12 protein-coding genes are annotated in these 12,431 nt (G+C 69.0%); 5 read left to right on the plus strand and 7 right to left on the minus strand.

Annotation, left to right across the window (positions count from 1 at the left end):
• Positions 1 to 15 precede the first annotated feature (15 nt).
• Positions 16 to 1,533 (plus strand): CoA-acylating methylmalonate-semialdehyde dehydrogenase, encoded by a 1,518-nt coding sequence (locus ACWTPI_RS01490; protein ID WP_020204922.1) that lies wholly within the window; start codon positions 16 to 18, stop codon positions 1,531 to 1,533.
• 110 nt (positions 1,534 to 1,643) lie between these two features.
• Here the strand turns inward: ACWTPI_RS01490 and ACWTPI_RS01495 are convergent, their stop codons facing one another.
• Together ACWTPI_RS01495 and vapB are read right to left on the minus strand one after the other, a co-directional pair.
• A complete protein-coding gene (locus tag ACWTPI_RS01495; protein WP_020204923.1) occupies positions 1,644 to 2,069 on the minus strand; it encodes a type II toxin-antitoxin system VapC family toxin in 426 nt (141 codons plus the stop codon).
• Positions 2,066 to 2,329: a type II toxin-antitoxin system VapB family antitoxin gene (vapB, locus tag ACWTPI_RS01500; protein WP_020204924.1), complete on the minus strand. Its 264-nt coding sequence runs from the start codon at positions 2,327 to 2,329 to the stop codon at positions 2,066 to 2,068. Before vapB ends, ACWTPI_RS01495 begins: the two co-directional genes overlap by 4 nt.
• 354 nt (positions 2,330 to 2,683) lie before the next feature.
• Between vapB and ACWTPI_RS01505 the strand changes: the two genes are divergently transcribed.
• Positions 2,684 to 3,127: a MarR family winged helix-turn-helix transcriptional regulator gene (locus tag ACWTPI_RS01505; protein WP_454730803.1), complete on the plus strand. Its 444-nt coding sequence runs from the start codon at positions 2,684 to 2,686 to the stop codon at positions 3,125 to 3,127.
• A 66-nt stretch (positions 3,128 to 3,193) separates the two neighbouring features.
• On the opposite strand, the gene ACWTPI_RS01510 is transcribed toward ACWTPI_RS01505, so the two are convergent.
• Together ACWTPI_RS01510 and ACWTPI_RS01515 are read right to left on the minus strand one after the other, a co-directional pair.
• Positions 3,194 to 3,970: an enoyl-CoA hydratase gene (locus tag ACWTPI_RS01510; protein WP_454730804.1), complete on the minus strand. Its 777-nt coding sequence runs from the start codon at positions 3,968 to 3,970 to the stop codon at positions 3,194 to 3,196.
• Between the two features lie 87 nt (positions 3,971 to 4,057).
• Positions 4,058 to 5,464 carry an aminotransferase-like domain-containing protein gene (locus ACWTPI_RS01515; RefSeq protein ID WP_020204927.1) on the minus strand — a complete coding sequence of 469 codons (1,407 nt, stop codon included), beginning with the start codon at positions 5,462 to 5,464 and terminating at the stop codon, positions 4,058 to 4,060.
• 204 nt (positions 5,465 to 5,668) lie between these two features.
• Here ACWTPI_RS01515 and ACWTPI_RS01520 point away from each other — a divergent pair, with 204 nt between their 5' ends.
• Positions 5,669 to 6,004 carry a DUF2917 domain-containing protein gene (locus ACWTPI_RS01520; RefSeq protein WP_020204928.1) on the plus strand — a complete coding sequence of 112 codons (336 nt, stop codon included), beginning with the start codon at positions 5,669 to 5,671 and terminating at the stop codon, positions 6,002 to 6,004.
• 16 nt (positions 6,005 to 6,020) lie between these two features.
• Here the strand turns inward: ACWTPI_RS01520 and ACWTPI_RS01525 are convergent, their stop codons facing one another.
• Positions 6,021 to 6,929: a LysR family transcriptional regulator gene (locus ACWTPI_RS01525; RefSeq protein WP_059415675.1), complete on the minus strand. Its 909-nt coding sequence runs from the start codon at positions 6,927 to 6,929 to the stop codon at positions 6,021 to 6,023.
• Positions 6,930 to 7,079: 150 nt separating this feature from the next.
• Between ACWTPI_RS01525 and ACWTPI_RS01530 the strand changes: the two genes are divergently transcribed.
• Positions 7,080 to 8,087: a zinc-binding alcohol dehydrogenase family protein gene (locus tag ACWTPI_RS01530; protein ID WP_454730805.1), complete on the plus strand. Its 1,008-nt coding sequence runs from the start codon at positions 7,080 to 7,082 to the stop codon at positions 8,085 to 8,087.
• A gap of 140 nt (positions 8,088 to 8,227) precedes the next feature.
• Here ACWTPI_RS01530 and ACWTPI_RS01535 read toward each other — a convergent pair whose 3' ends face one another.
• Both ACWTPI_RS01535 and ACWTPI_RS01540 read right to left on the minus strand, forming a co-directional pair.
• Positions 8,228 to 8,515 carry a helix-turn-helix domain-containing protein gene (locus ACWTPI_RS01535; protein ID WP_059415679.1) on the minus strand — a complete coding sequence of 96 codons (288 nt, stop codon included), beginning with the start codon at positions 8,513 to 8,515 and terminating at the stop codon, positions 8,228 to 8,230.
• Between the two features lie 4 nt (positions 8,516 to 8,519).
• The gene (locus tag ACWTPI_RS01540) at positions 8,520 to 8,834 is read right to left on the minus strand and encodes a type II toxin-antitoxin system RelE/ParE family toxin (protein WP_029044013.1); all 315 of its coding nucleotides are present in this window, start codon (positions 8,832 to 8,834) and stop codon (positions 8,520 to 8,522) included.
• Positions 8,835 to 9,060: 226 nt separating this feature from the next.
• On the opposite strand from ACWTPI_RS01540, the gene icmF reads away from it, so the two are divergent.
• Entirely contained in the window at positions 9,061 to 12,366 is a 3,306-nt protein-coding gene (gene icmF / locus ACWTPI_RS01545) for a fused isobutyryl-CoA mutase/GTPase IcmF (RefSeq protein WP_454730806.1), read from the plus strand.
• Positions 12,367 to 12,431 lie beyond the last annotated feature (65 nt).

Consider the following 12,431-nt stretch of genomic DNA (forward strand, 5'->3'; position numbering starts at 1 on the left):
ACAGGGGACACCGACGTGAACATCGCAGAAAACCGGCAGATCGCCGACATCGGGCACTACATCGGCGGCACCGTGCGCGCCGCCTCCTCGGACCGCTTCGCCGATGTCTTCAACCCGGCCACCGGCGCCGTGGCCGCCCGCGTGGCGTTGGGCGGCGCGCGGGACGTTGACGCCGCCGTGGCCGCCGCGCACGCGGCGTTCCCGGCCTGGTCCGAGACCGCGCCGCTCAAGCGCGCGCGCATCCTGTTCAAGTTCAAGGAACTGCTCGACCGCCACCACGACGACCTCGCCGCGCTGATCACGCGCGAGCACGGCAAGGTGTTCTCCGACGCCAAGGGCGAAGTCACGCGCGGCGTCGAGGTGGTGGAGTTCGCCTGCGGCATCCCCAACCTGCTCAAGACCGACTTCACCGACAACATCGGCGGCGGCATCGACAACTGGAACCTGCGCCAGCCGCTCGGCGTGGTGGCCGGCATCACGCCGTTCAACTTCCCGGTGATGGTGCCGATGTGGATGTTCCCGGTGGCGCTGGCGTGCGGCAACACCTTCGTGCTCAAGCCGAGCGAGCGCGATCCGTCGCCCTCGCTGCTGATCGCCGACCTGCTCAAGCAGGCCGGCCTGCCCGACGGCGTGTTCAACGTCGTGCAGGGCGGCAAGGAAGCCGTCGACGCGCTGCTCGCGCACAAGGACGTGCAGGCGCTGTCGTTCGTCGGCTCCACGCCGATCGCCGAGTACATCTATACCGAAGGCACCAGGCACGGCAAGCGCGTGCAGGCCCTGGGCGGCGCCAAGAACCACCTCGTGGTGATGCCCGACGCCGATCTCGACCAGGCCGTGGACGCGCTGATCGGCGCCGCCTACGGCTCGGCCGGCGAGCGCTGCATGGCGATCTCGGTGGCGGTGGCGGTCGGCGACGTGGCCGACAAGTTGGTGCCGCGCCTGGCCGAGCGCGCCAGGACGCTGAAGATCCGCAACGGCATGGAAGCCGACGCCGAGATGGGCCCGCTGGTCACGGCCGCGCACAAGGCCAAGGTCGAGGGCTACATCGCCCGCGGCGTGGAAGAGGGCGCCACGCTCGTGACCGACGGCCGCGGCCACAAGGTCGACGGCCACGAAGGCGGCTTCTACGTGGGCGGCACGCTGTTCGACCACGTCACCCCGGACATGACCATCTACAAGGAAGAGATCTTCGGCCCGGTGCTGTCGGTGGTGCGCGTAAACGACCTCGCCCACGCGGTGGCGCTGATCAACGCGCACGAGTTCGGCAACGGCGTGTCCTGCTACACCAGCGACGGCGGCGTGGCGCGCGCGTTCTCGCGCCAGATCCAGGTCGGCATGGTCGGCATCAACGTGCCGATCCCGGTGCCGATGGCGTGGCACTCGTTCGGCGGCTGGAAGCGCTCGCTGTTCGGCGACCACCACGCCTACGGCGAGGAAGGCGTGCGCTTCTACACGCGCTACAAGAGCATCATGCAGCGCTGGCCGGACAGCATCGGCAAGGGCGCGGAGTTCACGATGCCGGTGGCGAAATAACGCTGCCGGCGGGGGCGGGCGGCGATGTCCGCCCCTGGCCCTGGCGCTGCGAATGCCCTTCACCGGATGGTGCAAGGGCATTTTTCTTTTGCGGCTGGCGCCGCCGCGGCTCACGCGGGCGGCGTTGCCCAGTCCTCGAACCGAAGTCCCGGTATGCGCCGGAACTCGCGCACGTTGTTGGTGATCAGCGTGGCGCCGGCGGCGCTGGCATGTCCCGCGATGGCGGCATCGTTGTCGCCGACCGGCGTGCCGCGCGCGGCCAGTTCCACGCGGATTGCCGTGGTGGTATCGACGGCGGCCGCATCCCAGGGCAGGATGCCGTCGAGGCGCGAGACAAAAGCGGAAACGAGTGCGGTGTGCTTCGGCGAGGCTTTCTTGCCGACCGAGCCGAAGCGCATTTCCGCATAGGTGATGGCCGATACGACGATGCGGTGCTGCGCGCTGACGCAGGCCTGGAGCCTGGCGAGCACTTCGGGATGGCGCTCGCGCATGACGAACGAGCAGATATTGGTGTCGAGCATGTAGAGCCGCTTCACTCCCGGGTCGCCTCCTTGTTCCCATCCGTGCCGGACAGATCGAAGCCTCCCATCTGGACGACGGCCGGGCGCTCGGTGAGGAAATCGCCATCCGCCAGCGGCTCGCCCGTGAACGACACCCACGACGGCCGCACCGGGCGCAGCAGGATCGTGTCCCCGTCGCGGCGGATCTCCAGTTCGGTCACGCCGTCGAACTGCATGTCCTTGGGAATGTGGATGGCCTGGCCGGCGTTGTTCCTGAAAATGGCAACGGTACGCATGGCACCTCCTGTGGAATGGATGACCTTACCGCGCCATTCTAGATATATGCCTCCATCTGTAAAGCCGACTACGTGCTGTAGGCGGCGCTTCTAACACATGTTGACATGTGGTCCACGCATACAGCCACGCCAGGCGAAATCGCCGCGTGGATGATCGGCCGGGACTTGCTGCTCTCGAGTACGGCTTTTCCTACGCGCGCCGCGACGCGGTGCCGCATGGCGGCTGAGGTGCGCGCCGCCGCCGGCGTGCCCGAACGCCGCCCGGCATGATAAGGTTCGCACGCGAATCTCTTCGCGCGCCTTTCACGAGCAAGGGCAGCCACCGATTCGAGGACGACGATCGAGGACGACAAGTTGACGGTAAAGGACGATTCGGAGCGCCGCCTGGTCTACCTGCTGAACGTGGGCCAGCGCCGCCTGCAGCGCTGGACGCAGGCGCGCGCCGCGGCCGGCGGCGTGACCGCGGCGCAGGCGGGCCTGCTGTACTTCCTGGGCAAAAACAACGGCGCGCTGATGAGCGAGGCGGCCGCCGCGCTCGACATGGGCGCCCCCGGCATGAGTGGCCTGGTGGACCGCATGGCCCTGGCGGGCCTGGTGGAGCGGCGCGCCGACGCGGACGACGGGCGCGCCTCGCGCATCTGGCTGACGCCGGCGGGCCGCGCCGCGCGGGCCCGCGCCAAGGCGGGGCTGGCGCAGCTCAACGCCCGCCTGACCGAAGGCTTCAGCGAGGCGGAGATGGCCATCGTCGCGCGCTGGCTGCAGAGCCTGCAGGAGAAGTTTCCCGCCGTCGACGACTGAGCGGCCGGGCGACTGAGCGACCGAGCGACCGAGCGACTGAGCGACTGAATGACCGAAGGCAGGCGCCTACGCGCGCGCCACCTTCGAGAAATCGGCCGGGCGGCGCTGCGCGAACGCGCTGAAGGCTTCCCGGGCTTCGGCGCTCTTCAGGCGCGCTTCGAAGCAGGCGCTTTCCGCCTCCATCTGCGCGACCAGCGCCTGCCCGTCGCGCATCAGTCCCTTCATCGCCAGCAGCGAGCCGGCCGGCTTGGCGGCGATGCGCGCGGCCATCGCCTTGGCTTCCGCATGCAGCTGGCGCGCCGGCACGATGCGGTTGGCGAGGCCCCAGGCCAGCGCCTGCGCGGCCGCCACCGGCTCGCCGAGCGCGAACATCTCGAACGCGCGCGCGTGCCCCACGCGCAGCGGCATCAGCAGGCTGGAGGCGGCTTCCGGCACCAGCGCGAGGTTGATGAACGGCGTGATGAGCTGGGCATCGTCGGCCAGCAGCACGTAGTCGCAATGCAGCAGCATGGTGGTGCCCACGCCGACCGCCTTGCCCTGCACGGCGGCCACCAGCGGCAGCCTGGCGGTGGCGAGGCTGTGCAGGAAGCGCGTCACGTGCCGCTCGGCCGGGCCGTTGCCGGCGGCCTGGGCGGCGAATTCGCTGACGTCGTTGCCGGCGCTGAAGGTGTCGCCGGCGCCCCGGATGACGACGACGCGGATGCGGGGGTCATCCTGCGCGCCTTCGATGGCGTCCGCCAGCGCGCCGTACATGGCGTTGGTCAGCGCGTTCTTCTTGTCGGTGTGCGAGATGGTCAGCGTGAGCACGCCGCCGGCGAGGTCGGTGTCGAGTTCCGGGATCAATGCGGTCTCCTGAAATAAAGTTCGCATGCAAAGTATATCTACTTTGCATGCGAAGTAAACCAGGAGCGGGCCTGCCTTCTCTCCCGCTTATCCCCGGCGCGCGCCGGCCTCTTCCAGGAAAGCCAGCGCGCGCGGCTCCTCCACGAATGCCGAGTTGATGCGGATCCAGGCCGAGGTCTCGCCGCCGGGGCGGAAGTAATTGCCCGGCGCCAGCGTCACGCCGTGCTGCTCGGCCAGCGTCACCAGCTCGCGCGAGTCCGCCACGCCGCGCGTGCGCGCCCACAGGAAGTTGCCGCCGGCCGGTTCGCAATAGACTTCCCAGCCCGCGCCGTGCAGGCGCCGCACCGCGCCCGCGGTGGCCTGGCGCACGCGCAGGCGCAGCCGCTCCATGTACTTGCGGTAGGCGCCGCGCTCGAGCAGCGCCGCGGTCACGGCTTCCGCGAAGTGCGAGCCGGCCACGCTGGTCAGCACCTTCACGTCCACCAGGTCCTTGACCAGCGCCTTGTCGGCCACCAGGTAGCCGATGCGCAGCGAGGCCGACACCGTCTTGGAGAAGCCGCCGATGTAGATCACGTGCTCGAGCTGGTCCAGCGTGGCGAGGCGGTCGGTGAAGTGGGTCTGGAAGTCGGAGAAGATGTCGTCCTCGACGAAGCGGAAGCCGTGCTTGCGCGCCAGCTCCAGCAGCCGGAACGCCACCGGCGGCGCCAGCGTGGAGCCGGTGGGGTTCTGCAGCACGCTGTTGGTGAAGAACAGCTTGGGCTTGTGCTCGCGCAGCAGCGCCTCGGCGGCGTCGGGGTCGGGGCCGTTGGCGGTGTGCGGCACGCCCACCAGGCGCACGCCGTGCAGGCGCAGCAGGCCGAACAGGTTGTAGTAGCCGGGGTCTTCCACGAACACCGTGTCGCCGGGCTTGAGCAGGCGGCGCACCACCAGGTCCAGCGCCTGGCTGGCGCCGCTGGTGATCAGCACCTGCGGCAGCTCGGCGGTGATGCCGAGTTGCCGCACGCGCGTGAGCACGTGCTGGCGCAGCTCCGGCAGGCCCATCGGCGTGGCGTAGTGGATCACGCTGGCCACTTCCGTGCGCGAGACCTGGCGGATGGCCTGGGTCAGGCCTTCGAGGTCGCGCCACTGCTCCGGCACGAAGCCGCCCGCCAGCTTGAGCGTGGCGCTCGGGTGGTTGAACTGCTCCAGGATGTGGTCGGAGAGATCCTCGGCCAGGCTCGGGTTGGACCAGCCGTTGGCGCCGCGCGCCAGCAGCGGGCTGTCCGCCACGAAGAAGCCCGAGCCGTGGCGCGAATCGAGCAGGCCCTGCGACACCAGCCGGTCATAGGCCTCGATCACCGGGAAGCGGCTGATGCCGTGCTCGGCGGCGAGCTGGCGGATCGACGGCAGGCGCGCGCCGGGGCGCACCTCGCTCGAGCTGATCCAGCTCTTGACCTCGTTGACGATCTGGTCGGTGATGGGCACGCCGGTGGCGGGGACGAGAGTGAGCTTCATGAGGGCGCGTGTCGGGGAAGAACGTGTGCCGGAAAAGGCAAGTGTCAGGAAAAACTACTGAACAGTGCATGGAAAACTGTTCACAACTGTTCATGGGATTGTAGTTGCCGCCGTGAATAATGGAAGGCATGCGGAGGAGGTGCCCCCGCCAGTCGGCGCGGCAGGGCATGGAGCACACCGCAATGCAGAGACAGGAGCGGCAACATGCGTGAACTACGGATCTTCGAACTGGATGAACCCGGCCGGCCGGTGGGCTGGCGCGCCCGCGAAGGGCAGACCGTCAAGGCGGTCGAAGGACGCCTGTGGCTGACGATCGAAGGCCATCACGCCGACATCTGGCTGCTGCCCGGCGCCTGCTGCGCGCTGCCGGCCGGCGCCAGGGTCTGGCTGTCCGGCGAGAGCGAGGGCGCCCGCTTCACGCTGGCCGAAACCCCGGTGCCGCTGTCGTGGCGCTGGCTGGCCATCCTCGGGCGCGCGCTGGGCCGGCGCCTGGGCCAGCGGCGCGCCGGCGCCACGCAGTGTCCGGAGCCGGGGCTGTGAGGCGCGCGCGGCCCGGTTATTTCCGTCGGTAAAGAATGTCGGCGCAGCGTGTGCGCAGGAACTCGTGCAGCCGCTGCACCGCCGGCGTGAGCAGCGTGCGGTGCGCGCTGACCAGTTGCAGCGGCGTCGGCTCGCCGTGCTCGGGCGGGAACAGTTCGACCAGGCGGCCGGCGTACAGGTCCGGCGAGACATCGATGCGCGATTTGTACACCAGCCCGTGGCCGGCCACGGCCCAGCGCCGCACCACGTCGGCATCGTCGCTGACGCGGTCGCCTTTCACGGTCACGGTTTCCACGCCGCGCGGCAGGTGGAAGGTCCAGCGCTCGTGGGTCTGGTCGCCCATCACGTAGCGCAGGCAGTTGTGCTTGCGCAGGTCCGCCGGCGAGGCCGGCGCGCCGTGGCGCTTCAGGTAGGCGGGCGAGGCGCACAGCGTGCGGCGGTTGGCCGGCGCCAGCGGCAGCGCCACCAGGCTGGAATCGGCCAGCGTGCCGTAGCGCACGCCGATGTCGAGCGGCTGGCGGAAGAAGTCCGCGGCCTGGTCGCTGATGCGCAGGTACAGCGAGACTTTCGGATGCGCCTGCTGGAACGCGTCCAGCCAGGGCAGCAGCACGTTGCGCCCCAGGTCCGACGGCGCCGACAGCCGGATCGGCCCGGCAATCTCGGCGCTGGCCTGCGCCAGCGCCTGGCGCCCGCCGTCGATGGCTGCCAGCGCCGCCTGCGCGTGCGGCAGGTAGCGCTCGCCTTCTTCCGACAAGCGCAGGCTGCGCGTGGAGCGCACGAACAGGCGCAGGCCCAGCTCCTGCTCCAGCCGCTTCATGGCGCTGCTGGCCAGCGCCGGCGTGATGTCCAGCAGCCGGGCCGCCGCGGAAAAGCTGCCCGACTCGGCGGTCCGGACAAATACCTGGAGATCGTCGAGCCTGAGCATTTTCTTCGGATCAGCGAAAGTGTTTGCTCGATTAGAGCATTTTTCGCGGAAGCCGGATAGGCGAACATCGCGGCATGCATCGGTTGCCGCTCACCGTCGCTTACCGCCTGCCTTGTTCGCCCGATTCCCATGTCCAGGAACCTGTCCGCCATGAAAGCCATCGCCTACACCCGCAACGACCTGCCCATCACCGACCCGGCCTCGCTGGTCGACATCGAACTGCCCGTGCCCACGCCCGGCCCGCGCGACCTGCTGGTGGCGATCCGCGCCATCTCGGTCAACCCGGTGGACACCAAGGTGCGCGCCAACTTCCCGACCGAAGCCCCGCGCGTGCTGGGCTGGGACGCCGCCGGCACGGTGACGGCCGTGGGCGCCGAGGTCACGCTGTTCCAGCCCGGCGACGCGGTCTACTACGCCGGCACGCTGGGCCGCCCCGGCACCAACGCCGAATACAGCCTCGTCGACGAGCGCATCGCCGGCCACAAGCCCGCCACGCTGAGCGATGCCCACGCCGCCGCGCTGCCGCTGACCGCGCTCACCGCCTGGGAACTGCTGTTCGACCGCCTCCACATCGCCGAAGGCGGCGGCGCGGGCCAGCACCTGCTGGTGGTCGGCGCGGCCGGCGGCGTGGGTTCGATCCTGGTGCAGCTCGCGCGCAAGCTCACCGGACTGACCATCATCGGCACCGCCTCGCGCGCCGAAACCCAGCAATGGGTGCGGGACCTCGGCGCCCACCACGTCATCGACCACAGCCAGCCGCTGGCGGCCGAGCTGGCCCGCATCGGCGTCAGGCAGGTCGAGCACATCGCCAGCCTGACCCATACCGACGCGCACTACGCCGCGCTGGTCGAAGCGCTGGCCCCGCAAGGCCAGTTCGCGCTGATCGACGACCCCGCCACGCTGGACGCCATGCCGCTCAAGCGCAAGTCGGCCTCGCTGCACTGGGAATTCATGTTCGCCCGCTCCATGTTCGAGACCCCGGACATGATCCGCCAGCACGAGATCCTCGACCGCGTGGCCGGGCTGATCGACGACGGCACGCTCAAGACCACCTTCGGCGAGCACTACGGCACCATTGACGCGGCCAACCTGCGCCGCGCGCATGCCTTGCTGGAAAGCGGCCGCGCGCGCGGCAAGATCGTGCTCGAGGGGTTCTGAGCGCTGCCGGGCGCCAGGTGCCGTCAGGATTGTTGATTTGCAAAAGGGCGCTTCGGCGCCCTTTTTGCGTTTGGAATGACCGGCGCGAAACGCCGCGTCATGCGCGGTGCCGGCATGGCCGGCTCCGGGTCCGGTCCCGGTTATGCCGCCTCGATTTCCAGGCGCGGATGCAGCCCCGAGCGCACCACCAGCGACACCAGCATGTCGAGGCTGAACTTGTCCCACTTGCCGCGCACCAGATCGGAGACGCGCGGCTGGCTGATGCCCAGCGCGTCCGCCGCCTGGGCCTGGGTCCATCCGCGGGCGTCGATGACCTGACGCAGCGAGGCCATGAGATCGGCCCGCAGCTTGAGCAGGGTGGCTTCCTCGTCGGAGAAGCCGAGGTCGGCAAACACGTTGCCGCCCGATTCGGTGATGATGTCTTTCATGAGGTCACTCTTCAATCTGTCTGTAGCGGCGGGCAGCGAGCTCGATATCGGCCTTGGTGGTCTTCTGCGTGCGCTTGGGAAAGGCGTGCAGCACATAGACCGCATCCGCAAACTTGGCCACGTAGATGACGCGCCACTCGCCCTCCACGTGAATGCGCACCTCATAGGCTCCGGGGCCGACCGTCACCATCGGCTTGAAGTCGGGCGGCATCATGCCGCGCTGGATCGCATCCAGCGCGAAGCCGGCATGGCGCCTGGCCTCGGCAGGGAAATTGCGCAAATCGTCCAGGGCCGAGCCCACGAAGCGAAGGGATTTCATGGCACTGGATTATATAAGAATTTATATATCCGGTGCCGCCCTCCGGCAAGCCGCGGCGGAGCACCTTCCCGTCAAGAGCAGATAGCAGTACCCTCGATGCATCTCATCCCATCGCACCCGGCCGCTTTCCCAACGGGAAAACCACGCGGGTAGCCAGAACAGAAAAGGGAGAGAAAACTACCCGTAAATCCTTGCCCGCGAGGATTTCACGTCTTAGGTGGAGACAATGACCGATCTTTCCGACGTGCAAAAGGGCGCGCAACCGGGCGCGCAACCGGGCGCCGCCCATCCGGCGCAGGAACCGAAGGGTCCCGTCAACAAGGTGCGTTTCGTCACCGCGGCCTCGCTGTTCGACGGCCATGACGCTTCGATCAACATCATGCGGCGCATCCTGCAGTCCTCGGGCTGCGAGGTGATCCATCTCGGGCACAACCGCTCGGTGCAGGAGGTGGTCGGCGCGGCGCTGCAGGAGGACGTGCAGGGCATCGCGATTTCCAGCTACCAGGGCGGCCACGTCGAGTATTTCAGGTACATGGTCGACCTGCTGCGCGAGCGCGGCGGCGAGCGCATCCAGGTGTTCGGCGGCGGTGGCGGCGTGATCGTGCCGGAGGAGATCCGCGCGCTGCAGGCCTACGGCGTGGCGCGCATCTTCAGCCCGGAGGACGGCCAGCGCATGGGCCTGGCCGGCATGATCGCGGACATGGTGCGGCGCTGCGACATCGACCTCGCGCGCTACGCGCCCGCCACGCTCGACGCGGTCAGGGGCGGCGACCGCCGCGCGCTGGCGCAACTGATCACGGCGCTGGAGAACGGCAAGGCCGCGCCGGGGCTGGCCGAGGCGCTGCGCGCCGAAGCGGCGGGCGTGAAGACGCCCGTGCTGGGCATCACGGGCACCGGCGGTGCCGGCAAGTCGTCGCTGACCGACGAACTGATCCGCCGCTTCCGGCTCGACCAGCGCGAGGCGCTGTCGATCGCGGTGATCTCCATCGATCCGTCGCGCCGCAAGTCGGGCGGCGCGCTGCTGGGCGACCGCATCCGCATGAACGCGATCGATCACCCGAACATCTTCATGCGCTCGCTGGCCACGCGCGATGCCGGCTCGGAGATCTCGCAGGCGCTGCCGGACGTGCTGGCCGCATGCAAGGCGGGCGGCTTCGACCTGATCGTGGTGGAGACCTCGGGCATCGGCCAGGGCGACGCGGCCATCGTGCCGCACGCGGACCTGTCGCTGTACGTGATGACGCCCGAGTTCGGCGCGGCCAGCCAGCTCGAGAAGATCGACATGCTGGACTTCGCCGATTTCGTCGCCATCAACAAGTTCGACCGCAAGGGCGCGCAGGATGCCTGGCGCGACGTGGCCAGGCAGGTGCAGCGCAACCGCGAGCAGTGGCACGGCAAGCCCGAGGACATGCCGGTCTACGGCACGCAGGCCTCGCGCTTCAACGACGACGGCGTCACCATGCTGTACCAGGGCCTGCGCGATGCGCTGCACGCGCGCGGCATGCGCGTGGCCGAAGGCACGCTGCCGCGGCTGGCCGGGCGCATCTCCACCGGCCACAACGTGATCGTGCCGCCGGCGCGCAGCCGCTACCTGGCGGAGATCGCCGATACCGTGCGCGCCTACCACCGCCGCGTGGCGGCGCAGAGCCGGCTGGCGCGCGAGCGCCAGCAGCTGAGCGAAGCGCGCCGCATGCTGCTGGCCGCGCACGGGCAGGATGGCGGCGACGCCCTGCAGGCGCTGGCCGGCGAGCGCGACGCCGCGCTCGGCGCGCACGAGCGCAAGCTGCTGGCGATGTGGCCCGAGATGCGGCGCGCCTACGGCGGTGACGAATACGTGGTGAAGATCCGCGACAAGGAACTCCACACCGCGCTCACCGGCAAGACCCTGTCCGGCACCACCATCCGCAAGGTGGTGCTGCCGCGCTTCGAGGACGACGGCGAGGTGCTGCGCTGGCTGATGCGCGAGAACGTGCCCGGCAGCTTCCCGTACACCGCCGGCGTGTTCGCCTTCAAGCGCGAGAACGAGGACCCCACGCGCATGTTTGCCGGCGAGGGCGATGCGTTCCGCACCAACCGCCGCTTCAAGCTGGTGTCCGAGGGCATGGACGCCAAGCGCCTGTCCACCGCGTTCGACTCGGTCACGCTGTACGGCGAGGACCCGCACACGCGCCCGGACATCTACGGCAAGGTCGGCAACTCGGGCGTGTCCATCGCCACGCTGGACGACATGAAGGCGCTCTACGACGGCTTCGACCTGACCAGCCCGTCGACCTCGGTGTCGATGACCATCAACGGCCCCGCGCCGACCATCCTGGCGATGTTCATGAACACCGCCATCGACCAGCAAGTGGACAAGTTCCGCGCCGACAACGGCCGCGAGCCCAGCGCCGGCGAGGAAGCCAAGCTCCGCGCGTGGGTACTGCAGAACGTGCGCGGCACGGTGCAGGCCGACATCCTCAAGGAAGACCAGGGCCAGAACACCTGCATCTTTTCCACCGAGTTCTCGCTCAAGGTGATGGGCGACATCCAGGAATACTTCGTGCACCACCAGGTGCGCAATTTCTACTCGGTGTCGATCTCGGGCTACCACATCGCCGAGGCCGGCGCCAACCCGATCTCGCAGCTCGCCTTCACGCTCTCCAACGGCTTCACCTACGTGGAGGCGTATCTCGCGCGCGGCATGCACATCGACGATTTCGCGCCCAACCTGTCGTTCTTCTTCTCCAACGGCATGGACCCCGAATACAGCGTGCTAGGCCGCGTGGCGCGCCGCATCTGGGCGGTGGCCCTGCGCGACAAGTACGGCGCCAACGAGCGCAGCCAGAAGCTCAAGTACCACATCCAGACCTCGGGCCGCTCGCTGCACGCGCAGGAGATCGACTTCAACGACATCCGCACCACGCTGCAGGCGCTGATCGCCATCTACGACAACTGCAACTCCCTGCACACCAACGCCTACGACGAAGCCATCACCACGCCCACCGGCGAATCGGTGCGGCGCGCGCTGGCCATCCAGCTCATCATCAACCGCGAATGGGGCGTGGCCCGCTGCGAGAACCCCAACCAGGGCAGCTTCCTGGTCGAGGAGCTGACCGACCTGGTGGAAGAGGCGGTGATGCAGGAGTTCGAGCGCATCGCCGAGCGCGGCGGCGTGCTCGGCGCGATGGAGACCGGCTACCAGCGCGGCAAGATCCAGGAAGAGTCGCTGTACTACGAGCAGCGCAAGCACGACGGCACGCTGCCCATCATCGGCGTGAACACCTTCCGCAACCCGGATGGCGACCCCACGCCGCAGGCGCTGGAACTGGCGCGCTCCAGCGACGCGGAAAAGCAGAGCCAGCTCGCCCGCCTGGCGGACTTCCACGCGCGCCACGCCGGCGCCGCGCCCGCCGCGCTGGCGCGCCTGCGCCAGGCCGTGATCGACGACGGCAACGTGTTCGCCGTGCTGATGGACGCGGTGCGCACCTGCTCGCTGGGGCAGGTCACGCACGCGCTGTTCGAGGTGGGCGGCCAGTACCGTCGCAATATGTGACGGCGGCGTGGCAGCCGTGGGGTTTGGCGTGACGCTGCGCTGCGTTAAACTTCAAGGCTGCGCCC

This window comes from Cupriavidus ulmosensis, assembly GCF_977008105.1.